At 70.4% G+C, this 21,046-nt stretch carries 19 protein-coding genes; 6 read left to right on the top strand and 13 right to left on the bottom strand.

All coding sequences use genetic code 11. The annotated features are described in order from the left end of the window. Positions 1 to 44: 44 nt before the first annotated feature. A complete protein-coding gene (locus tag ACMV5O_RS03050) occupies positions 45 to 938 on the top strand; it encodes a hypothetical protein (RefSeq protein WP_416162097.1) in 894 nt (297 codons plus the stop codon). Here ACMV5O_RS03050 and ACMV5O_RS03045 read toward each other — a convergent pair. The 4 genes from ACMV5O_RS03045 to ACMV5O_RS03030 all read right to left on the bottom strand — a co-directional run bounded on the left by ACMV5O_RS03045 (position 911) and on the right by ACMV5O_RS03030 (position 5,926). Further along, positions 911 to 2,413 (bottom strand): aldehyde dehydrogenase family protein, encoded by a 1,503-nt coding sequence (locus ACMV5O_RS03045; RefSeq protein ID WP_416162096.1) that lies wholly within the window; start codon positions 2,411 to 2,413, stop codon positions 911 to 913. The genes ACMV5O_RS03050 and ACMV5O_RS03045 overlap by 28 nt on opposite strands. Positions 2,414 to 2,455: 42 nt before the next feature. Next, positions 2,456 to 3,583 (bottom strand): saccharopine dehydrogenase C-terminal domain-containing protein, encoded by a 1,128-nt coding sequence (locus ACMV5O_RS03040; protein ID WP_416162095.1) that lies wholly within the window; start codon positions 3,581 to 3,583, stop codon positions 2,456 to 2,458. A 217-nt stretch (positions 3,584 to 3,800) separates the two neighbouring features. Continuing rightward, positions 3,801 to 5,114, bottom strand: coding sequence for a DEAD/DEAH box helicase (locus tag ACMV5O_RS03035; protein WP_416162094.1), 1,314 nt, complete (start codon positions 5,112 to 5,114; stop codon positions 3,801 to 3,803). 491 nt (positions 5,115 to 5,605) lie between these two features. Continuing rightward, entirely contained in the window at positions 5,606 to 5,926 is a 321-nt protein-coding gene (locus tag ACMV5O_RS03030) for an HU family DNA-binding protein (protein WP_324539643.1), read from the bottom strand. A gap of 199 nt (positions 5,927 to 6,125) precedes the next feature. Between ACMV5O_RS03030 and ACMV5O_RS03025 the strand changes: the two genes are divergently transcribed. Further along, positions 6,126 to 7,295, top strand: coding sequence for a hypothetical protein (locus tag ACMV5O_RS03025; protein WP_416162093.1), 1,170 nt, complete (start codon positions 6,126 to 6,128; stop codon positions 7,293 to 7,295). A gap of 31 nt (positions 7,296 to 7,326) precedes the next feature. Here ACMV5O_RS03025 and ACMV5O_RS03020 read toward each other — a convergent pair whose 3' ends face one another. Then, positions 7,327 to 7,824, bottom strand: coding sequence for a flavin reductase family protein (locus tag ACMV5O_RS03020; protein WP_416162092.1), 498 nt, complete (start codon positions 7,822 to 7,824; stop codon positions 7,327 to 7,329). Between the two features lie 131 nt (positions 7,825 to 7,955). Between ACMV5O_RS03020 and mutY the strand changes: the two genes are divergently transcribed. Then, the gene (gene mutY, locus ACMV5O_RS03015) at positions 7,956 to 9,053 is read left to right on the top strand and encodes an A/G-specific adenine glycosylase (RefSeq protein ID WP_416162091.1); all 1,098 of its coding nucleotides are present in this window, start codon (positions 7,956 to 7,958) and stop codon (positions 9,051 to 9,053) included. A 24-nt stretch (positions 9,054 to 9,077) separates the two neighbouring features. Here the strand turns inward: mutY and ACMV5O_RS03010 are convergent, their stop codons facing one another. The 8 genes from ACMV5O_RS03010 to gdhA all read right to left on the bottom strand — a co-directional run bounded on the left by ACMV5O_RS03010 (position 9,078) and on the right by gdhA (position 18,197). Beyond that, positions 9,078 to 9,677, bottom strand: coding sequence for an LON peptidase substrate-binding domain-containing protein (locus ACMV5O_RS03010; RefSeq protein ID WP_416162090.1), 600 nt, complete (start codon positions 9,675 to 9,677; stop codon positions 9,078 to 9,080). A 48-nt stretch (positions 9,678 to 9,725) separates the two neighbouring features. Further along, on the bottom strand, positions 9,726 to 10,373 hold the full coding sequence (locus ACMV5O_RS03005; protein ID WP_416162089.1) for a flavin prenyltransferase UbiX: 648 nt from the start codon (positions 10,371 to 10,373) through the stop codon (positions 9,726 to 9,728). 80 nt (positions 10,374 to 10,453) lie between these two features. Continuing rightward, positions 10,454 to 11,617, bottom strand: coding sequence for an ABC transporter substrate-binding protein (locus ACMV5O_RS03000; RefSeq protein WP_416162088.1), 1,164 nt, complete (start codon positions 11,615 to 11,617; stop codon positions 10,454 to 10,456). Between the two features lie 202 nt (positions 11,618 to 11,819). Beyond that, complete coding sequence (locus ACMV5O_RS02995; RefSeq protein WP_416162087.1) at positions 11,820 to 12,773, bottom strand: branched-chain amino acid ABC transporter permease; 954 nt, start codon at positions 12,771 to 12,773, stop codon at positions 11,820 to 11,822. Further along, the gene (locus ACMV5O_RS02990; protein WP_416162086.1) at positions 12,770 to 13,660 is read right to left on the bottom strand and encodes a branched-chain amino acid ABC transporter permease; all 891 of its coding nucleotides are present in this window, start codon (positions 13,658 to 13,660) and stop codon (positions 12,770 to 12,772) included. Before ACMV5O_RS02990 ends, ACMV5O_RS02995 begins: the two co-directional genes overlap by 4 nt. A 93-nt stretch (positions 13,661 to 13,753) precedes the next feature. After that, positions 13,754 to 15,922, bottom strand: a complete 2,169-nt coding sequence (locus ACMV5O_RS02985) for a hypothetical protein (protein ID WP_416162085.1) — start codon at positions 15,920 to 15,922, stop codon at positions 13,754 to 13,756. Between the two features lie 138 nt (positions 15,923 to 16,060). Beyond that, complete coding sequence (locus ACMV5O_RS02980) at positions 16,061 to 16,702, bottom strand: MBL fold metallo-hydrolase (protein ID WP_416162084.1); 642 nt, start codon at positions 16,700 to 16,702, stop codon at positions 16,061 to 16,063. A 151-nt stretch (positions 16,703 to 16,853) separates the two neighbouring features. After that, positions 16,854 to 18,197, bottom strand: a complete 1,344-nt coding sequence (gene gdhA / locus ACMV5O_RS02975; protein WP_416162083.1) for an NADP-specific glutamate dehydrogenase — start codon at positions 18,195 to 18,197, stop codon at positions 16,854 to 16,856. 283 nt (positions 18,198 to 18,480) lie between these two features. Here gdhA and lysM point away from each other — a divergent pair, with 283 nt between their 5' ends. The 3 genes from lysM (at position 18,481) to ACMV5O_RS02960 (ending at position 20,982) form a co-directional block, all read left to right on the top strand. After that, positions 18,481 to 18,960, top strand: coding sequence for a peptidoglycan-binding protein LysM (lysM, locus tag ACMV5O_RS02970; protein WP_416162082.1), 480 nt, complete (start codon positions 18,481 to 18,483; stop codon positions 18,958 to 18,960). Between the two features lie 114 nt (positions 18,961 to 19,074). Next, positions 19,075 to 19,503, top strand: a complete 429-nt coding sequence (locus ACMV5O_RS02965; protein ID WP_416162081.1) for an acyl-CoA thioesterase — start codon at positions 19,075 to 19,077, stop codon at positions 19,501 to 19,503. Positions 19,504 to 19,557: 54 nt separating this feature from the next. Continuing rightward, positions 19,558 to 20,982 carry a TIGR03862 family flavoprotein gene (locus ACMV5O_RS02960; RefSeq protein ID WP_416162080.1) on the top strand — a complete coding sequence of 475 codons (1,425 nt, stop codon included), beginning with the start codon at positions 19,558 to 19,560 and terminating at the stop codon, positions 20,980 to 20,982. Positions 20,983 to 21,046: the final 64 nt, after the last annotated feature.

Genomic DNA, 21,046 nt, shown 5'->3' with positions numbered 1-21,046 from the left:
CGCGCCCTGGCCTCGACACCGCAACCACCGTGCAGGACCGCACCATGCTCACCCCAATGAAATCCCCGCTGCCGATGCAAGCGGCACAGCCCGCCGAGCTGCCGCCGTGGCCGTGCCACGGCGGTGCCGATGCGCGCGCCCTCCAAGCGCCGGCACGCGCATGGCCGGCGATGGTCAGAGCCTGCCTGCTTGCCGGCCTGGCGGGCGCCACGCTGACGCTCGGCGGCTGTGCGGTGGTGCCGGCCGAGCGCCATGGCTACGGCGCGCCCTACGGCTATTACGACGACTACGATCGCGGCACATTGATCGTCACACCACCACCGCGCGTCGAGTACCGCGGCCTGCCGCCGGTCGCGAGCTACATCTGGATCGACGGCTACTGGAACTGGGTCGGTACGCGCCACGTCTGGGTGCCCGGTTACTGGGCGCCCCCCGGCACGCGTGCGCGCACCATCGTGCACCGGCAGTACATCGAGCGCGAGCGCCGCACCGAGGACTGGCGCGACCCGCGTCACCCGCCGCGCACGCGCGACTGGCGCGAGGACGGCCGCCGCCATGAAAGCGGTCGCTGGACGGACGATCGCCGCGCGGATGAGCGTCGTGTCGATGAACGTCGTGTCGACGCACGGCGGGCCGATCAAGGTCGCAGCGATCAGCGCCGCGCCGAGGAACGCCGTGAGTGGGAACGCCGTGAATGGCAGCGCCGCGACGGTCCGCCGCGCGACACTGCGCTGCCCGAACACAGCCGCGACGGCACACGCGAGCACGCCGCCGAGCGCGAGCGCCGCGCCAGCGCCAGCGAGCGGCGCGACACGCCGGCGATGCAGGTTCGCGAACGCGCCCGCGAGTTGCGCCGCGATGGCGAACTGCGGCGCGGCGACGGACGGCGCGGCTTGCACCCTGAGCGCCCTCAATCGAGGTCGAACGCCACCCCCTGAGCGAGCGGCAACGCGGTCGAGAAATTGATCGTCGCGGTCTGCCGCCGCATATAGGCGCGCCAGGCGTCCGCACCGGCTTCGCGCCCGCCGCCGGTGTCCTTCTCGCCGCCGAAGGCGCCGCCGATCTCCGCGCCGCTGGTGCCGGCATTGACGTTGGCGATGCCGCAGTCGCTGCCGGCAGCGGCGAGGAAGCGTTCGGCCTCGCGCAGGTCATTGGTGAAGATGGCCGAGGCCAGGCCCTGCGGCACCGCGTTGTGGCGTTCGGTCACCTCGTCGAGCTCGGTGTAGTCGAAGCAGTTGAGCAGCGGCGCGAACACCTCGTCGGCGCTGTTGACCTGCGCCGGCCCATGCTCGACCAGCGCCGGGCGCACATACCAGGCCTGCGGGAAGCGCTCTGCCAGCACGCGCTCGCCCCCGCTGATGCGGGCACCGGCCGCACGCGCCTGGGCGAGCGCCGCCTGCATGCGCTCGAAGGCGGCGCGATCGATGAGCGGACCGACCAGGGTGTCCGGCGCGCGCGGGTCGCCGACGACGAGGCGCGCATAGGCCGCGCGCAGGCGCGACAGCAGCGCCTCGCGCACGCTGGCATGCACGAACAGCCGCCGCGTGCTGGTGCAGCGCTGGCCGGCCGTGCCCACCGCGCCGAACACGATTGCGCGCAGCGTCAGCTTGAGGTCGGCGCTGGGCGTGACGATGGCGGCATTGTTGCCGCCCAGTTCGAGCAGGCTGCGCCCCAGGCGTTGCGCCACCCGCGGACCCAGGGTGCGCCCCATCGCGCAGCTGCCGGTGGCGCTCAACAGCGCCACCCGGCGGTCGTCGGCGAGTTGCAGTGCGCGCTCGGCGCCGCCCACGATCACCGTCGACAGCCCGGGCGGCACCTCGTCCATGCCCGCGGCAGCCTGCCCCAGCAGATGCTGGCAGGCGAGCGCGCACAGCGGCGTGCGCTCGGAGGGCTTCCACAGCAGGCTGTCGCCGCACACCAGCGCGAGCGCCGCATTCCACGCCCACACCGCGACCGGAAAGTTGAAGGCGGTGACGATGGCTACCGGCCCGAGTGGATGCCAGGTCTCGCGCAGCGCATGGCCGGGGCGCTCGGAGGCGATGGTCAGGCCGTGCAGCTGGCGCGACAGGCCGACGGCGAAGTCGCAGATGTCGATCATCTCCTGCACCTCTCCTTCGCCCTCGCTGCGGATCTTGCCGCACTCGAGCGTCACCAGTTCGCCGAGCAGGCGCTTGTGCTCGCGCAGCAGCCCGGCGAAGCGGCGCACCAGCTCGCCACGGCGCGGTGCCGGCACCGTGCGCCAGGCGCGAAAGGCCTCGACGCTGCGCGCCACGGCCGTCTCGGCGGCGGCGGCGTCGTGCGGCTGCAGTCGCCCGAGCGCGCTGCCGTCGATCGGCGAGCGCAACACGAGTGGCCCCGCCCGCAGGTGCGCCGGATCCAGGCCCAGGACAAGGAAATGCTCGGCGGCAATCATGCTCTCATCCTCCTCTCGGCCGCGCCGCGCGTGCGCACGCCGCTATCCCGCTGCCAGCACACCGCTCGCCGCGCAGCGTACCTCCTCGCCATCGGTCAGGAAGTGGCGGCCGAAGCGGTTGCTGACGAAATCGCAAAAGGCGACGTCCTCCTGGCGGACGAAGCCGCGTGCCGGCAGGAGGCCGCCAGCAAGCAGGTCGAGCACCGCACAGGCCGCGCTCGCGGTGGTGAGCTGGATGGCGCTGCGCAGGCGGCCGTTGACCTCGCGCGCATAGAGCTTGCGGGCGAAGGTCTCCTGCATCAGCAAGCCCTCGCGGCGCCCGCTGACGGTGACGAAGACCAGCACCACGTCCTGCATGGTCACTGGAATCGCCGACTCGAGGATGTCCTTGAGCAGCGCGCGCCGCTCGCCCAGACGCAGGTCGTGCAGCAGCAGCTTCATGATGTCGCGGTGACCGCGGTAGCGCACGGTGCGGTAATTGAGGTTGCGCACCCGCCCGTCGAGGGTGTCGCACAGCGTGCCCAGCCCGCCCGAGGTGTTGAAGGCCTCGTAGTCGTCGCCATCGAGCGAGAAGTGCTCGAGCTCCTCGAGCGCCGGCATCTCGCGGCGCACGCCGTCGACGATGGCCTCGCAGGGGTTGAGATACTCGTTGATGAGGCCGTCGGTACTCCAGGTCAGGTTGTACTTGAGCCCGTTCGACGGGTACTTGGGCAGCGCGCCGACGCGCATGCGCACGTCGAGCACCGCGTCGAAGCGGGACGCCAGATCGTAGGCGACGATCGAGATGAAGCCGGGCGCCAGCCCACACTGCGGGATCAGTGCGCTGCGGGCGCCGGCAGCGAGTTCGCGCACACGGCGGGTGCTGGCGATGTCCTCGGTGAGGTTCAGGTAATGCACGCCCCGTTCGACCGCCACGGCGGCGAGCGCAACGCCGATGTCGAAGGGGCCGGCATCGATCAGCGCATCGCGCCCCTCGAGCGCGGCGGACACCGCGGCGGCATCGCCGACGTCCAGCACGAAGGCCTCCGCCGCCAGCAACTCCGCCCGCGCCCGCTCGACCGCGGCCGGGTCGCGGTCGGCCACCGCAATGGCGTAGTCCCCGCATGCGGCGAGCAGATCGGCGATCACCATGCCGATCTTGCCCGCACCGACGATGAGGATGTGCTTCATGCTGCCTCCCGTACCGACGCCTGTGCCTGCATGCGCTCAGACAGGGCCGCTCGCCGATCGTGCCCGCCGCCAGGGTGCAAGACCCGATCGTCAACAGGCCGCGGCCCCCTGCAGCACGAAGCTGGAGGGGGCCGCGAGGACATGCAGTCGGCAATCGGCGGGACCCTGCTGCGCTGAGCGCGCGTCGGGGCGGCGTGCCTGACTTGGCCGGGTGTGCTCAGCCGCGCGGGCGGCGGTCGCCCCAGGCGCGGTCGCCGCGGCCCGACGACTGGCCGTCACGACCCTGGCCGCCGCTGCCGCGGCGGCTGTCACCGTCCGGGCGTCCGTAGCCACCACCGCTGCCGAAGCGGCGGCCGCCGTTGCCAGCCGGACGCGGGCCGGCCGGCTTGCGCGGCGACGGCTCCATGCCGGGGATGGTGTGCACTTCCAGGCGGTCGCCGGTGAAACGCTCGATGGCGCGGATCAGCCCGGTCTCGCGCGGACCGGACAGCGTGATCGCGACACCGTCGCGGCCGGCACGGCCGGTGCGGCCGATGCGGTGCACGTAGTCCTCGGCCTGGCGCGGCGGGTCGAAGTTGATGACGTGGCTGATGCCGGCGACGTCGATGCCGCGCGCGGCGACGTCGGTCGCCACCAGCACGCCGATGCGGCCCTGGCGCAGGCGGTCGAGCGTACGGTTGCGCTGGGTCTGGTGCATGTCGCCGTGCAGCGCGGCGGCAGCGATGCCCTTTTCCTGCAGCGACAGCGACAGTTCGTCGGCACTGCGCTTGGTGGCGGTAAACACCACCGCCTGATTCATGCCGTCGTCGCCGAGCAGGGCGTGGAGCAGGCGGTTCTTGTGGCCGAGGTCGTCGGCGAACATCAGGCGCTGCGCGATCTGGCCGCGATCCTGCTGCGCGACTTCGATCTCGATGCGTTGCGGGTTGCGCGTCATGCGCGCGGCCATGCTGCCCACCACGCCGTCGAGGGTGGCCGAGAACAGCAGGGTCTGGCGCTTGGCCGGGGTGGCGGCGACGATGGCGTCGATGTCCTCGGCAAAGCCCATATCGAGCATGCGGTCGGCCTCGTCCAGGATCAGCACCTCGATGTCGGACAGCTTCAGCTTGCGGCGGTTGAGGTGGTCGAGCAGACGGCCGGGGGTGGCGACGACGACGTCGCACTGGCGCTGCAGCTGCTTGATCTGGGCGAACATCGGCGCACCGCCGACCAGGCAGGCGGTGTTGAGCCAGCGCAGCGCCTTGCCGTAGGTCTGCACGGCCTTCTCGACCTGCAGCGCGAGCTCGCGGGTGGGGGTCAGCACCAGCACGCGCGGGCCGCTGCCCGGCGCCGGGCGGCGGTCGATGATCTTGTGCAGCGCCGGAAGCGTGAACGCGGCGGTCTTGCCGCTGCCGGTGTGGCTGGACACCAGCAGATCCTGGCCGGCGATGGCGGCGGGGATGGCCTGCATCTGCACCGGCGTGGGTGTGGTGTAGCCGGTCTGCTCGACGGCCTTGAGGAGTTCTGCGGCGAGGCCGAGGCTTTGAAAGGTCATGGGTTCTTCCTGTGTCTTGCTGTCCGGGCCTCGGCGGTAGCGAGGCCCTGACGGGTCCGGGCCCTGGGAAGGGGCCTCAAAGACATCGCGCCGCAGCCGGCTTGCGGGTGGCAAGCATGGTAGCGGGATCGCAGTTGCGACGAACGCGATGGGCGTGGCCGGTCAGTCCAGGTTTGCTGGAAAGACCGCGCATCGGCACCAACCGGTTGTCACGAGCCAGACGATCGGAAGAACGAATGAATTCGGCGGGAGGTCGGGGGCGATGGGGCTGTGGTTACAGTCCCTGGGGCCTGAATGCGGTGACGTCTTCGTCCCGCGATCCGCGGCATCAAACCGCGGCGGCCCTGCTGCTGCATTGCACAACGACGCGCAGTATAACCGCTTCGCGCCGTGCTGTGGCGGAATATCTTTGAAAAACAAAACAAAGGGCGGGCCCGCACAGTCTCGTGCCGACCCGCCCTGCAGGGGACGCCCCCGCTTGTCTGCCCTGCTTACTTGTTGACCGCGGCCTTCAGCGTGGCGCCGGCGGTGAACTTGGGCACGTTCGAGGCGGCGATCTCGATCGTCGCGCCGGTCTGCGGATTGCGACCGGTGCGCGCCGCGCGCTCGGAGACCTCGAAGGAACCGAAACCGGTGAACGCGACCTTCTCGCCCTTGCCCAGCTGCTCGGCAATGATGTCGAGCATGGCCGACAGCGCACGGTCGGCCTGCGCACGGGAAACATCCAGACGGTCGGCCAGGGCCTCGACGAATTCACCTTTGTTCATGCTCTTCCTCGATTGGTGTGTGTTGGTGTGAGTGGAATATGGAATGTCCGGTCTACGGCGCGGATTCTAGCACCGTCGCCGATTCTGGGGCATTTCGCGAGGCGCCGGCGTGATGCGTGCCCTGGCCGCCGGCGAAAGTCCGGCGCCGACAGAATTTTGCGCGGGGGCCGCGCGATCGCACCCACCTCGGGCGGCCACACGCGTTATCCTTGCGCCTGCAAACGGAACCTGAATGAACTCGAGCATGGACACACACGACGCCGCGGGCGAAGACCTCATCCGCATTCGCGCGACACGCAGCGGCGGAGTCATCAGCAAGGTCGCGATCGACCTGCCGCAACGGGCCTGGATGGGCAACAGCGTGATCGGCCTCACGCCCGACGCGGCAGCCGGCCTGCTGCTCGAGCAGGCCAGCCACAGTCCGCGCGCCCATGCCTGCGCCGTCTGCCTGGCCGCCGCAGCCGCCGAGGGACAGCCGGCACCGGGGCTCGACAGCCAGATCGCGACCGAGCGCACGCTGGCCGCCGAAGCGGCCGACTCACACCTGCGCCGCCTGCTCATCGACTGGCCGCCCTACTTCGGCTTCGAGCCCCGCTACAGCCATTTCGCCGAATTCCATCGCCGCCTGACGCTCAACAACGACACCAGCGCCGAGGCCGCCTTTGTCCTCGGCGGCGAGATTCTCGACCTGGTGGCGCGCGAGATGCTGGCCGGCTTCTTCAACCAGATCCGCATGCCGCACGGCATCGGCGAGTTCATCGAGCGCCTCAACGCCGGCGGCAGCCTCGGCACGGTGCTCGGCGAGCTGATCGCCCTGGGGGCCTCGGCGCCGCCCAAGCCGCGGCCCGTCCCCCTGCTCGGCACGCTGAGCGCCGCCGCCTGGGCCAACGAGATCGGCTCCTGGCCGCCGGCCGCGTTCGTCACACGGCCGACCTATCAGGGCGAGGCGGCCGAAACCGGTCCGCTCGCGCGCCACGCGGCCTCGCCCCTGGTGCGCCTGCTGCTCGAGCGCGGCCATCGCCTGTCGGCCCGCCTGTTCGCCAAGGCGATCGAAGTGGGCGACTGCGCGAGCCGGATGCGCTATCCGTTTACCGACGACGTGGCGCCGCTGGCCGATGCCGCACAGGCCACGCCCGGTGTCGGCGTGGCGCGGGTGGAGACGGCACGCGGCGTGCTGCTGGCCTGGGTGCGCGTGGCCGACGGCGTGATTGCCGACTGCGCGATGATTCCGGCCGGGGCCTGGAACTTCCATCCCGAAGGCGCCTTCTGTCGCGAGGCGCTGTGCGCCACGCTCGCACCCGAAGACCACGACGCCGCCCTGCGTCGGCTGTCGATGCTGGCCGTGGCCTGCGATCCTTCGCTGCCCTACCGCGTCGAGCTGCACGAGGAGCCGCGCGGGCGCAAGCGCGCCTGAGCGGCCCGGCGCCAGACGGCGCGGGATGGGGTCAGCCGGCGAGCCGGCGGTAGCCGCCGGCAAAATAGAGCAGGGGCTGGCGGTCCTCGCGATCGAAGCTCAGCACCTCGCTGATGAAGACGAGGTGATCGCCGCCTTCATGGCGCACCGTGTTGCGGCACTCGAAGCGGGCGCAGCAGCCCTTCAGCAGCGGGATGCCCCCCACCCCGGTCTCGAAGTCGAGTCCGGCGAACTTGTCGTCGAGGCGGCTGGCGAAGCGTTGCGACAGCTCGGCCTGGTCCTCGGCGAGCACGTTGATCGCGTAGTATTCGCAGCCTTCGAACACGCCGCGGCTGGGCAGGTCGTTCGACAGACTCCACACGATCAACGGCGGGTCGAGCGACACCGAGTTGAAGGAGTTCACCGTGAGGCCGATCGCCTCGCCGGCCGGGCTGCGCGTGGTCACCACGGTGATGCCGGTGGCGAACATGCCGAGCGCGTTACGGAAGCGGCGCGAGAAGTCCTCGCCCGAGAAGGTCTGTTGGGTCATGAAGAATGGTCGGCACGGTCGTCCCGCGCTCTGTTGCAATGCGAAAGAAGCGCGGATTATCCTCGTGCCGGCGCGGCACGTCGAGAGCAATAGCCTCAATACAGCTTTAAAAACACTGGAAAAACCGCGACATGAGTGATTTCGCGCGACGCCTGATCGCCTGGCAACGCGATCACGGACGCCACGATCTGCCCTGGCAGGGCAGCACCGACCCGTACCGCATCTGGTTGTCCGAGATCATGCTGCAACAGACGCAGGTCGAGACCGTGATCCCCTACTACCGGCGTTTCCTGGCGCGCTTCCCCGGCGTGGCCGCGCTCGCGGCCGCGCCGGTGGAGGACGTGATGGCGCTGTGGAGCGGGCTGGGCTACTACGCCCGCGCGCGCAACCTGCACCGCGCAGCGCAGCGCATCGTCGACGCCCACGGCGGCATCTTCCCGCGCACCGCGGCTGCGATCGCCACCCTGCCCGGCGTGGGCCGCTCGACCGCGGCCGCGATCGCCGCCTTCGCCTTTGGCGAGCGCGCGGCCATCCTCGACGGCAACGTCAAGCGCGTGCTGTGCCGCCGCTTCGGCGTCGAGGGCTTTCCCGGCGCCAAGGCGGTGGAGAACCAGCTCTGGGCGCTCGCCGAATCCCTGCTGCCCGAGCGCGAGGTCGGGCGCTACATCCAGGCCCAGATGGACCTCGGCGCCACACTGTGCACCCGGGCGCGTCCAGCCTGCGCACGCTGCCCCTTTCACGACGACTGCGTCGCCCGGCGCGACGGCCGCATCGCCGAGTTGCCGGCCGCGCGGCCACGCAAGGCCGTGCCGCGGCGCAGCGCGCGCTACGCGGTGATCGTGCACGAGCGCGAGGTGCTGCTCGAGCGCCGGCCGCCCAGCGGCATCTGGGGCGGCCTGCTGGCCCTGCCCGAGCTGCCGCCCGAGGTCGAGGACGCCGCATGCTGGGCCGGCACCCGCTTCGGCCTGCAGTGCGCGCCCGCCGCCCGCCTGACACCGCTGCGCCATACCTTCACCCACTTCGTGCTCGAGATGCAGCCGCTGCTGTTGCAGGTCGAAGGCGGGCCCGACAGCGGGCCGGGCAGGGGCAGGCGCGCAGACACCCACCGGGTGGCGGAAGCCGATGACGCGTACTGGCAGCCGCTGCACGCGCTCGACGACGCCGCCCTGCCCACCCCGGTGCGCCGCATCCTGGGCGCCCTCGCCCGCCCCGATCTGTTCACCGGCTGAGGCGCGGCGCGGGCGCGACAACGCTCAGGCGAGGTTGGGCAGCAGGCCGTGCTCGCGCAGGTACTGCTGCAGGATCTCGAGCCGGCCGAGCGGGTCGTCAAGCTCGAGCAGCTTCTGCTTGGCCAGCAAGGGAATGGGCAGCAGCTCGGTGTAGCGCGCCCCCACCCAGCCGGCGTCGTCGAAATGATGCGGCGGCGGCAGGCGCTCGCCGAGCTCGGCAATGATGGTCCTGAGCAGGGGCAGCATGTCGGCCTGGGCCTCGGGCAGGGCCTCGGCAGGTGGCTCCTCGAGCCAGCGCACGCTCGCCACGAGCAGGCCGTCACGCTCGACCTCGTGGTCCTCGATGCGAAAGCGCGCCCCGCCACGCGTCACCAGGTTGAGGACCCCGGCCTGCTCCATGTCCCATTGTTCGATACGGGCCTCGGTCCCCACCGGATGCGGCACCGCGGCCTCGCCCACCTCCTCGCCGGCGGCGATCAGGCACACGCCGAAGCTCGCCCCCTCACGCATGCAGCGCGTGACCATGTCCATGTAGCGCGGCTCGAACACGCGCAGCGGCAGCACCCCGCCGGGAAACAGCACGGTCTTGAGCGGAAACAGCGGCAGGCGAATGCGATCGGTCATGACGAGACTCCCTGTGAGCCGCCTGCGGCGGGTATCGCGCACCGGGCCTCAGGCATGATCCAGCCCATCGGCGGCGGCGCGCAGGCGGTCCTCGCCCCAGCGTGCCATCAGCGCATGCGCGACGCCGAGCTGGTCCAGGATGCGGGCGACGACGAAGTCGACCAGGTCCTGCACGGTCTGCGGGTGGTGGTAAAAGCCCGGGTTGGGCGGCAGGATGCACACGCCGAGCCGGGCCAGCCTGAGCATGTTGTCGAGATGGATCGCCGAATAAGGCGTCTCGCGCGGCACCAGCACCAGCTTGCGGCCTTCCTTGATGACGACGTCGGCAGCGCGCTCGATGAGGTTCTGGCTCAGGCCGCCGGCGATCGCCGCCAGCGTCGCCATCGTGCACGGGCACACCACCATGGCGTCGGGCGGATTGGAGCCCGAGGCGGGCGGCGCGAACCATTCCTCGCGCCCGAACACGCGCAGAGCGCCGGGGGCGGCATTGAAACGGGCGGACAGCTCGGCCTCGACCTCCGCCGGGCGCGCCGGCAGATTCCAGCCCATCTCCTGGCGGGCGACGATCTGCGCCACCTGCGAGTACAGCAACCACACGCGGCAGCCCGCCTGCAGCAGGCATTCGACCAGGCGCACGCCGTAGGGCAGGCCGGAGGCGCCGGTGAAGGCGACGGTGATGGTGCGGGGAGAAGTCATCTGACCGCCAGGGATCTTGGCAACGCCTCAAGCGTAACGCATCCGGCGCCCGGCGTGCGCCGCACCCGGGCGCGCCACGATCACTCCAGGTAATCGCTGATGAGCTGCCAGCGCCCGTCGCGGATCTGCGCCAGGCGGCCATGACGGTTGCCCAGATGATCCTCGGGCGTGAAGCGGTAGCTCGGGCTGCCGAAGTAGTCGCGCGAGAAGGTCATGCGCTCGAGGGTGCGCGCGAAGGCTTCCGGCGTCAGCTCGCGGCCGGTGGCCTCGGCGGTGCGCACGAAGAGGTCGGCCAGGGTGTAGCCCATCACGCTCCACACATTGGGCTCGGCCTTGAAGCGTGCGCGATAGCGCTCGATCCAGTCGGCGAGCTGGCTGTTGGCGCCTTCGACGTAGGGGTGGGGCAGCACCGACACGCCATACAAGCCCTCGACCGCCGCACCGCCCAGTTCATGGGTCTGTGCCGAATAGCCGGAGGCGGTAACCAGCATGTCGACGTTCCAGCCGATCTTGCGCGCCTCGGCCATCGCCGCCACGGTCTCGCGCACCACGGTGGCGAGCACGACGAAATCGCAGCGTGCCGCGCGCAGGCGCGCGATCTGGCTCGACAGATCGGTGGCGCCGCGCTTGTAGCTGGTGCGCTCGACCAGTTCGCGATCGAGGCGGGCGAGCCCGGCCTCGACCCCCTTCATCACCTCCAGGCCGTAGTCATCGTCCTGGTACAGCAGGCAGGTGCGCGCGTAGCCGCGCTGCTCGACCATGTGGCGGGTGGCCGCCTCCATGTAGTCGAAATAGGGCGCGAAGTTCTGGAACTTGAGCGGGTGCAGCGGCTCGTAGGTGGCGCGGTGGGGCGAGAAGGGAAACAGGTGCAGGCGGCCGGCGTCGACGATGATCGGCATCGTCGCCATCACCACCGGGGTGCCCATGTTGGCGATGAAGGCGAAAGCCTGGTCGCGCTGCACCAGCTTGCGCGCCGCGAGCACGGCGCGCTTGGGATCGTAGCCGGCGTCCTCGACCACCAGGCGGATGCGGCGCCCATGCACGCCACCGCCGGCATTGAGCTCGTCGAAGCGCATCAGCATGCCGTCGCGCACCGGCACGCCGAGCATGGCGATCGGCCCGGACAGATCAGACACGGTGCCGACCACGATCTCGTTGGTGCTCACCCCGGGTGCGGCCGCCACCGGCGCGCTCAGGGCGAAGCAGGACAGCGCGGCGAGCGCCAGGGAACGCAAGGTGTTCACGATTCGGATCTCCTGATGGGGCCGGTGCCGTGGCGCGGTGCCCCCACACAAAGCAACACGACCCGGCACGACGCGAGTGTCGGGATTGTCTGGGCGTTCATAATTGCAGTCAATTCACGCATCAAGGACCCGTCGGCTGGCGCTGCGCCCCGCCCGCCACAGCGCCCCTGCACGCGCCCGGAGGTGGCCACGAACGAAGCGCTCAGCGCGACCCCGCGCCGGCGATGCCCGCCGGACGCAGCAGCACCACGGCGACGATCACCGCGCCGAACAGCACCAGCTCCAGCCCCGCCGCGCGCGCCCACTCGCCGGGTAGCTGATCACGCAGCAGCGCGATCACCTGCGGGATGGCGACGATCACCAGGGCACCCCACAAGGCGCCGCCCAGGTGGCGTGCGCCGCCGATGAACGCCAGCATCAACAACTCGAAGGAGAACACCAGGCCGAACTGCTCCGGGCTGATGAAGCCGATCCAGTGCGCGTAGAGCGCGCCGGCCAGGCCCGACAGCGCACCTCCGACCATGAAGGCCTGCATCTTGGCGGCGGCCGGGGCCACGCCGCAGGCGGCTGCCGCCACCTCGTCGTCGCGCACCGCCCGCCACGCGCGGCCGTGGCGCGATGCGAGCAGGCGCGCACACACCAGCAGGGCCAGCGCGAGCGCCGCCAGGCTCACCAGCGCCTGCGCCAGCGTCGACTCGGCGCGCCAGCCCAGCACGCCGAAAGCCCCCACCGCCATGCCCGCCGCACCGTGGGTGACCGACTCCCAGCGCGCCAGGCCCTCTTCCACGATGAGGGCGAAGGCGAGCGTGCTCATGCCGAAGTACAGCCCGCCCAGGCGCCGCGCCGGCAGGCTGGCGAGCGCGCCACCGAGCAGCCCGGCGAGCACGGCCGCCGGCAGCGCCAGCACCGGCGCAATGCCGCGCTGCACCAGCACTGCCTGCGTATAGGCGCCAAGGGCCACCAGCGCCGCCTGGCCGAGCGCGATCTGCCCCGCCAGGCCGACCACGATCACCACCCCGAGGCCGGCGATCGCGTACGTGATCACCATCGTCGCCTTGCCGAAGGCATAGTCGGCGCCCAGCGCGAGCACCGCCAGCGCCACGATCGCGGCCCACGGCAGCGGGCGGAACAGCCCACCCGGCAGGCGGCCCTTCACTGCCCGCCCCCGCGCCGCCGCAGCGCGGCCCCAAGGCCCACGCCCAGACCGCTCGGGAACAGCAGCAGGGCCAGCATCAGCAGCACGTAGGGGACGACGTCCTTCACCCCCTCGGGCAGCATCAGGCCGGCCACCGCCTCGACCACGCCGAGGAAGATACCCGCCAGCAGCGCGCCAGGCAGGCTGGTGAGTCCGCCCAGCACCGCGGCCGGAAACGCCTTCAACGCGATGAAACCCATGTTCAGGTGGACAAAGGTGATCGGCGCCAGCAGCAGGCCGGCACAGGCCGCCAGCCCCGCCCCCAGCGCCCACGCGAGCACATGCATGCGTGCCACCGGCACACCCATCAGGGCGGCGATGCGCGCATCCTCGGAACAGGCGCGCAGCGCCAGCCCGGCCCGCGTGAAGCGGAAGAAGGCCGCCAGCGCGGCCGCCAGCAGCACCGTGGCGAGCACCACCCAGACGTGGCTGGCGGCCAGCACCAGCGGTCCGATGGCGAAGGTGTCGGCGGCAAACGGCAGGCGGTGGATTTCCTGCGCCGCAGCCGGCACCGAGGCCACGCTGCCACGCATCATCATGCCCAGGCCGAAGGTGAGCAGCACCGCGACGAGGTGGGGCTGGCCGAGCGCGCGCCGCAACACGACGCGCTCGAGCGCCGCACCGAGCAGCGCCACCGCCAGCACCGCGGCGACGGCGGCGGCGAGCAGCGGCCAGCCGGCCGCCAGATGCAGGCCGAGCGCCGCGAAAGCGCCCAGCATCAGCAGGTCGCCCTGCATGAAGCTGACGGTCTCGGCCGCCTTGTAGATCAGGACAAAGGAGAGCGCGACCAGGCCATAGACACAGCCGATCGCGATTCCGCTGGTGAGGACCTGGATGAAGGCGAGCATGGGGGCGAAGCATAGCCGATCACCGGCCCGCCTCGCCCCCCGCCGTCAGGCGCTGTCGCCCTTGTGTGTCCGCCAGGGGGAGCGCACCGCCGCTCAGCCGAGGAAGCGCTCGTACACGCCCTGGCGCCACAGCACGATCGCGACCACGATGACCAGCAACAGGAACAGGTAGGTGCCCCACGGGCGCTGCTTCTCGGCATAGGGGTCGGCGAGCGAACGCGAGGCGCCCGGCGGCAGTGCGGCCACGCCGGTGAGCGCGCCGCCGAAGGGGATGTTGATGCGTGCCCGGGTGTTGACCGCCCAGCCGTTGGCATCGAGCAGCGGCCCGAGGTTGCGCTGGCGCAGCTTGAGCCAGGCAAGCAGCATCGACGGTCCCGAGATCAGCAGCACGATGCCGACGATCACCAGCGGCATCTGCCAGGCCGGCAGCGACAGGAAACCCGACACCACGGCCGCCAGTGCCGTGCCGAGGGCGCCCAGGGCAAGGCCGATGGCGGCGAAGATACCGGCGAACTTGGCGATGTCGAAAGGCTGCGCGGGCGCGGCCGGGGCCGCTGCCGGCGCCTCGACCTTCGCCCCCGCCTCGGCGACACCGGACGCCGCGCGCGCCTCCACCGCCTGGTCGCGCGAGGCGGCGAACTTCTGGATCTGCTCGCCGATCATGCGCGCGATGCGCTTGTACGGCGACCAGAAGGCCTGGCGCACGCTGATCGGCGCCTCGACCACCTGCACCACGCTGGCGTTCCAGTCGCGCCCCTGGCGGTCGTAGAACACCCCGTTGCGGCCGGGCACCATCATCTCGTCCGCGTCGCCACCGGTCATCGCGGCGACGATGGTGATCGGCGCCTCGCCCTGGCGCACGCAACTGCAATACACCAGGTAGGTGCCCGACAGCGGCGCCAGTGTGGCGTGGCGGCCCATGTCCGCCACCCGCAGGCAGAGCTCGCAGCTGCGCTGGTCGAGATACAGCGTGCCGGCCTGGAAGATGGCCTTCTCGTGCGCGCCGTAGAAGTCGCTCAGGGTGACGAAGTTGCGCAGCAGCGTGACCAGGTCGCGGTTGTAGCGCGCGAGGCGCTCGATCGCATCGACCTGGGCGGCCGCGGTCTCGGCGCCGAGGTCCTGCTCGATCAGCGCGCTCAGCTTCGCCTGGGTGTCGCCGTCAAGGAGCGCGCGCAGCTCCGCCAGCGCAATCGCCGCCACCGGCGACGCCGGCCGTGCCGCCAGCCACTCGCGGTAGGCGGCAAAGCGGGCGGTCAGATCCTGCCACTCGGCCTGCGTGAGCGCGCTGCGCTCGCCCAGGATGGGCTTGACGACCTGCTCGCGCAGCGCGGCGATGCGCGCCTCCCAGGCGGGATTCAATCCCTCGACCAGCGGCAGCGCGCGACCCGCTGCCACTTGTGCCAGCGGCAGCGCGGCAACCCCCTCGCTGCCGGCATCCAGCATCTGCTCGGACAGGCCCTGATAGACGGTATCGGCCGGGTTCAGCGCGACGGCGGCGCGCTCGTCGAAGGCGGCGAGGCGGCAGCGTGTGAAGAAATCCCCGACCTTGTCGCAGACCGCGTCGAACACCGCGGCGGCGGCCTCGGTACCGTCCTGCAGCGGCAGGATCCGCTCGGGGCTGGCCTCGGCCAGCGCGTGCCAGTCGGCAACCGAGTGCGCCGCGGTGAAGAAGGCCTCGACCTTGTCGGCATCGACCCCGGGCTTGCCGCTGCGATCCTCGACCGCGCCGAAGCAGTCGATGATGAGCCCGATCGCCTTCACCAGCGCGGCGTCGGTGGTGAGCTCGGCCGGCACCACGCCGTCCCCGTTGAAGTGGTCGGGCGCGAACAGGCGCGTGGTGTCGGCCAGATCCTCGACCGAGATCGCATCGGCTTCGGGCTTGTCGATATAGACCAGCACCTTCTTCGCCGTCGCCAGCAGGCGGGCGCCCTCGGGGTGATCGGCGTCGATCGCCGCCAGCGGCAAGGCCTCGCGCGCGCGGAAGAGCACGTCCGGGTCCTTCAATACGGTGCACACCCAGCGCACCGCCGCGACCACCTCGGGTGCGCGGATGCGTCCGTCGCCGTCGGCGTCGAGCAGTTGCAGGGTGCGCGTGTCGAACTCCAGCCCGGAGGTCGGGCAGGCCAGCACCGACCACAGCTTCTGATCCAGCTCAGCGAGATGGCGCAGATCGTCCGCGCTCTCGATGCGCACCTGGTCGAAACCGCCAGAGCGGAAGAAGCGCCACTGGTAGCCTTTCTTCCTGCCTTCGTCGTTGCTCATTGCATGCCCCCTGTGATGGTGAATTCCCGGCCCAGCCGGGGATGAATGCTCACACGGGGATATTGCGCCGGAATGGCGCGCCGAACAATCGCGCCGGCGGCGCTCATGCCAGGGCGCTACCCATTGCGGGCAACGGGCTCAGCCGTAGGCGCCGACGAAGGGGTTGCTCTCGCGCTCCTCGCCGAAAGTCGAGGTCGGGCCGTGGCCGGGGATGAAGGTGATGTCGTCGCCGAGCGGGAACAGCTTGTCGCGGATCGAACGGATCAGGGTCTGGTGGTCGCCGCGCGGGAAGTCGGTGCGGCCGATGGAGCCGGCGAACAGCACGTCGCCAACGATCGCCAGGCGCGCGCCCTCGTGCACGAACACGACATGGCCCGGCGTGTGCCCGGGCGTGTGGATGACCTTGAAGGATTCCGCGCCAACCGTGACCGTGTCGCCGTCGTGCAGCCAGCGGTCGGGCTCGAAGGACTCGACCTCGGGGAAACCGAACATCTTGCTCTGCTGCGGCATGCCCTCGATCCAGAAGCGGTCTTCCTCCTGCGGCCCCTCGACCGGCACGCCGAGTTCGCGCGCAAGCTTCGCCGTGCCGCCTGCGTGGTCGATGTGGCCATGGGTGATGAGGATCTTCTCGACGCTGACCCCCAGCTTGGCCACCGCGGCGAGGATGCGCTCGATGTCGCCGCCGGGGTCGACCACGGCGGCCTTCTTCGTTCGCTCGCACCACACGATGCTGCAGTTCTGCTGGAAGGGGGTGACGGGGACGATGGTGGCCTGGATCATGGCTTGTGCTTCCTGGATGCGTGAAATCGGCCGCAGTTTAACCGATCGCCCGCAGGCCACCGGTGAACGCAAAACCGCCTGTCGGCGCGGGGCACGACAGGCGGTTGGCAGGCCCCGGCCGCAACCGGGGGAGCGGTGCCCACTCAGGCGATCAGATCACGCCCTGGGCCAGCATGGCCTCGGCGACCTTGACGAAGCCGGCCACGTTGGCGCCGTCGGCGTAGCTCACGGTGCCGTCCTCGCGCTTGCCGTACTTGAGGCAGGCGGCGTGGATGCCGAGCATGATCTCCTTCAGGCGGGCGTCGACCTCTTCGCGCGTCCACGACATGCGCATCGCGTTCTGGCTCATCTCGAGGCCCGACGTGGCGACGCCGCCGGCGTTGGAGGCCTTGCCCGGCGCGTACAGCACACCGTTGTGCTCGAAGATCTTCACCGCCTCGATGGTGCTCGGCATGTTGGCGCCCTCGGCCACGGCGATCACCCCGTTCTTGACCAGGGTGGCGGCATCGTTACCGTCGAGCTCGTTCTGGGTCGCGCACGGCAGGGCGACATCGACCGGCACGTGCCACGGACGCACGTTGGGCTCGAAACGGGCGCCGACGCGCTCGGCGTACTCGGCGACGCGGCCGTAGTAGTGGTTCTTGATCTCCATCAGGATCGCGAGCTTCTCGGCGGTGAAGCCGGCCTCGTCGATCACGGTGCCGCTCGAATCCGAGCAGGTGATCGGCTTGGCGCCGAGCTCGAGCAGCTTTTCGATCGCGTACTGGGCGACGTTGCCCGAACCCGACACCGCCACGCGCAGGCCCTTGAAGTCGCGCCCGGCGTGCTCGAGCATGGCGTTGGCGAAGTACACCGTGCCGTAGCCGGTCGATTCCGGACGGATCAGCGAGCCGCCGAAGGACAGGCCCTTGCCGGTGAACACGCAGGCGGCGTTGTTCGACAGCTTCTTCATCATGCCGGCCATGAAGCCGACCTCACGACCGCCGACGCCGATGTCGCCGGCCGGCACGTCGGTGTCGGGACCGACGTGGCGATACAGCTCGCTGATGAAGGCCTGGCAGAAGCGCATCACCTCGCCCGGACTGCGGCCCTTCGGGTCGAAGTCGGAACCGCCCTTGCCGCCGCCCATCGGCAGCGTGGTGAGTGCGTTCTTGAAGGTCTGCTCGAAGGCGAGGAACTTCAGGATGGACAGGTTCACCGAGGGGTGGAAGCGCAGGCCGCCCTTGTAGGGACCGATGGCCGAGTTGTGCTGGATGCGGTAACCGCGGTTGACCTGCACCTCGCCGCGGTCATCCACCCACGACACGCGGAACATGATCACGCGCTCGGGCTCGATCAGGCGGTCGAGGAGGGCATGCTCGGCATAGCGCTTGTTGGCGGAGATGAAGGGCCACAGGCTCTCCATGACCTCGCTGACGGCCTGCAGAAACTCGGGCTGGCCGGGGTTGCGCTGTTCGACGTAAGCCAGGAACTCCTCGAGGGACTGATATTTCATGTTCGTGAACCTGTAGGTTGAGTGGAGTGAGCAGACACGCGCATGCGATAACCTCGGTTTTACCCGAGGTTATCGCGCGAAATCCCCGTTATTGTGCATCAAGATCACCATTCTTGTGCATCCATCACGACGGAAACGCGGCCGCAATGACAAATACAAGAAAATGCACCGCCAGGATGCATGGCGCCACACACCTCGCATCGATCACGGACATGGACGACGGCCCGCGCGATCCCCTATGCTGAACGCGAGACACGTCATTCAACCTCGACAGGAGATCCACATGGGACTGTTTGCATTCATCAAGGACGCGGGCGAGAAGCTCTTCGGTAGCGGCGAGGCGAAGGCTGCAAGCGCCCCGGCCGATGCCGCCGCCAACACCAAGGCCGCCGAGGCGATCAAGAATTACATCGTGGCGATGCAACTCGCGCCCGCCGACCTGGCGGTCAGCTTCGACGGCGCACGCTCGGTCGTGACCGTGGCCGGCACCGCCGCCGACCAGGCCACCAAGGAGAAGATCCTGCTCGCGGCCGGCAACGTCGCCGGCGTCGCCGAGGTCGATGACCAGATCCGCGTCAACAACCCGGAGCCCGAGGCGCAGTTCCACACCGTGGTGCGCGGCGACACCCTGTCGGCCATCGCCAAGAAGTTCTACGGCAATGCCAACAAGTACCCGGCGATCTTCGAGGCCAACAAGCCGATGCTGAGCCATCCGGACAAGATCTATCCGGGCCAGGTGCTGCGCATTCCGCCGCAGGGCTGACGCCATCGGCGCGGCTGCCGGGCCGTGCTTGCACCACCCAGGCCCGGGCCGTTACGCTCGGGCCTCTTCGTCTTGTCCGCCCCCTTTCACGTTCGTCTCCCGAACCGCCCCGCCATGGCCCGCGTCCGCATCGCACTGCCCGACCGTTTTCCCTTCAGCACCACCATCCCGCTGCTGATCTCGCACATCAACTACGGCCACCATCTCGACAACGCACAACTGCTCGGCCTCGTCTCCGAGGCGCGGGTGCGCTTCCTGCAATCGATGGGCTACACCGAGCTCGACGTCGACGGGCTGGGCATCATCGTCGCCGACGCCGCGCTGCAATACCGCTCCGAAGCCTTTCACGGCGAAACGATGCAGGTGGAGATGGCCGCCGACGACTTCCACGACTTCGGCTGCGACCTGGTGTGGCGCATGTCGGACGAGGCCAGCGGGCGGGAAGTCGCGCGCGGCAAGACCGGCGTCGTGTTCTTCAACTATGTCGAGCGCCGCAAGGCCGCGGTGCCGGAAGGCTTCCGCCGTCGCTTTCCCGCGGCCTAGGCGGGTGGCCTGCCTGGGTCGCGCCGGCTCACACGCCATGTACCTGCAAACAGCATGACGACGTCGCCGCCGCGCGCGCGCGTCGCCCCTCGCCACCACGTCGCCGTCATCGGCGGTGGACCTGCCGGCCTGATGGCTGCTGAGACACTGGCCGCTGCCGGCCTCGACGTGACCGTGTTCGATGCCATGCCCTCGGTCGGGCGCAAGTTCCTGCTCGCCGGCCGCGGCGGACTCAATCTCACCCATAGCGAAGCCTTCGAGCCCTTCCTGTCGCGCTACGGCCAACGCCGCGCGGCACTGACCCCCATGCTCCAGGCCTTCGGCGCGCAGGCCTTGCGCGACTGGGCGCATGGCCTGGGAATCGAGACCTTCGTCGGTACATCGGGGCGGGTGTTCCCGACCGAGATGAAGGCGGCGCCGCTGCTGCGTGCCTGGCTGGCGCGCCTGCGTGCAGCCGGCGTGCGTTTCGCCGTGCGCCACCGCTGGCAGGGCTGGGAGGGCTGGGACCCGGCAGCACGGGCGGACGCCCGGACGCTACCCGCTCACGGCCAGGCGGCGAGCGCGCCGGCCACGTCCACAGGCCGCCAGCGGCTGCGCTTCGCCACCCCGGAAGGCGAGCGAATCATCGAGGCCGATGCCCTCGTGCTGGCCCTGGGTGGTGGCAGCTGGGCCAAGCTGGGCTCGGACGGGGCCTGGGTGTCGCTGCTGCGTGATGCCGGTGTCGATGTCGCGGCCTTGCAGCCCGCCAACTGCGGCTTCGACGTCGGCGCGCCGGACACCCTGGCCCAAGCCTCGGACGCGGGCGAAACGGGCAGGCCGGCCGCCCGCGGCTGGAGCACGCACTTCCTCGAGCGCTTCCGCGGCCAGCCCTTGAAATCGGTTTGCGCCCATTTCAGCGACGCCACCGGCCAGTCGCACGAGCGTGCCGGCGAATGCCTGATCTCCGCCTCCGGCATCGAAGGCGGGCTGATCTACGCCCTGTCGGCGCCGCTGCGCGACACCCTCGCTGCACTCGGCAGCGTGACGCTGTATCTGGACCTCGCGCCGGGACGCAGCCTGGAGCGCCTCGCCGTTGAGCTCGCCCGTCCGCGCGGCAGCCGCTCGCTGGCCAGCCACCTGCAAGGCCAGGCCGGCATCAAGGGGGTCAAGGCCGGCCTGCTGCGCGAATGCCTGCCGAAGGCCGATTTCGACGATCCGGCCCGCCTCGCCGCCGGCATCAAGGCCTTGCCGCTGCGCCTCGTCGCCACCCGCCCGCTCGACGAGGCGATCAGCAGCGCCGGCGGCGTGCGCTTCGAGGCGGTGGACGGCGACCTGATGCTGACCGCCCGCCCGGGCGTCTTCGTCGCCGGCGAGATGCTCGACTGGGAGGCCCCCACCGGCGGCTATCTGCTCACCGCCTGCTTCGCCACCGGGGTCGCCGCCGCCCAGGCTGCGGCGCGCTGGCTTGCACAGGCGGACGCCGGCACGCCGGCGGGTTAGCATGGGCGTCAGCGCAAACCTGCGCACCCGACCATCCCGCCTTCGCGCTCAACGCCCCCTGGCC

Source organism: Thauera sp. WH-1, assembly GCF_047806685.1.
Taxonomy (GTDB): Bacteria; Pseudomonadota; Gammaproteobacteria; order Burkholderiales; family Rhodocyclaceae; genus Thauera.
The sequence above is the reverse complement of the archived record's forward strand: the minus strand, read 5'-3'. Positions and strand labels throughout refer to the sequence as shown.

Excerpts from the sequence above, each read along its gene's own strand:
- ACMV5O_RS03050 (WP_416162097.1), top strand. The coding sequence starts at position 45 with ATGCTCACCCCAATGAAATCCCCGCTGCCGATGCAAGCGGCACAGCCC.
- ACMV5O_RS03045 (WP_416162096.1), bottom strand. The coding sequence starts at position 2,413 with ATGATTGCCGCCGAGCATTTCCTTGTCCTGGGCCTGGATCCGGCGCAC.
- ACMV5O_RS03040 (WP_416162095.1), bottom strand. The coding sequence starts at position 3,583 with ATGAAGCACATCCTCATCGTCGGTGCGGGCAAGATCGGCATGGTGATC.
- ACMV5O_RS03035 (WP_416162094.1), bottom strand. The coding sequence starts at position 5,114 with ATGACCTTTCAAAGCCTCGGCCTCGCCGCAGAACTCCTCAAGGCCGTC.
- ACMV5O_RS03025 (WP_416162093.1), top strand. The coding sequence starts at position 6,126 with ATGGACACACACGACGCCGCGGGCGAAGACCTCATCCGCATTCGCGCG.
- ACMV5O_RS03020 (WP_416162092.1), bottom strand. The coding sequence starts at position 7,824 with ATGACCCAACAGACCTTCTCGGGCGAGGACTTCTCGCGCCGCTTCCGT.
- mutY (WP_416162091.1), top strand. The coding sequence starts at position 7,956 with ATGAGTGATTTCGCGCGACGCCTGATCGCCTGGCAACGCGATCACGGA.
- ACMV5O_RS03010 (WP_416162090.1), bottom strand. The coding sequence starts at position 9,677 with ATGACCGATCGCATTCGCCTGCCGCTGTTTCCGCTCAAGACCGTGCTG.
- ACMV5O_RS03005 (WP_416162089.1), bottom strand. The coding sequence starts at position 10,373 with ATGACTTCTCCCCGCACCATCACCGTCGCCTTCACCGGCGCCTCCGGC.
- ACMV5O_RS02990 (WP_416162086.1), bottom strand. The coding sequence starts at position 13,660 with ATGCTCGCCTTCATCCAGGTCCTCACCAGCGGAATCGCGATCGGCTGT.
- ACMV5O_RS02985 (WP_416162085.1), bottom strand. The coding sequence starts at position 15,922 with ATGAGCAACGACGAAGGCAGGAAGAAAGGCTACCAGTGGCGCTTCTTC.
- ACMV5O_RS02980 (WP_416162084.1), bottom strand. The coding sequence starts at position 16,702 with ATGATCCAGGCCACCATCGTCCCCGTCACCCCCTTCCAGCAGAACTGC.
- gdhA (WP_416162083.1), bottom strand. The coding sequence starts at position 18,197 with ATGAAATATCAGTCCCTCGAGGAGTTCCTGGCTTACGTCGAACAGCGC.
- lysM (WP_416162082.1), top strand. The coding sequence starts at position 18,481 with ATGGGACTGTTTGCATTCATCAAGGACGCGGGCGAGAAGCTCTTCGGT.
- ACMV5O_RS02965 (WP_416162081.1), top strand. The coding sequence starts at position 19,075 with ATGGCCCGCGTCCGCATCGCACTGCCCGACCGTTTTCCCTTCAGCACC.
- ACMV5O_RS02960 (WP_416162080.1), top strand. The coding sequence starts at position 19,558 with ATGACGACGTCGCCGCCGCGCGCGCGCGTCGCCCCTCGCCACCACGTC.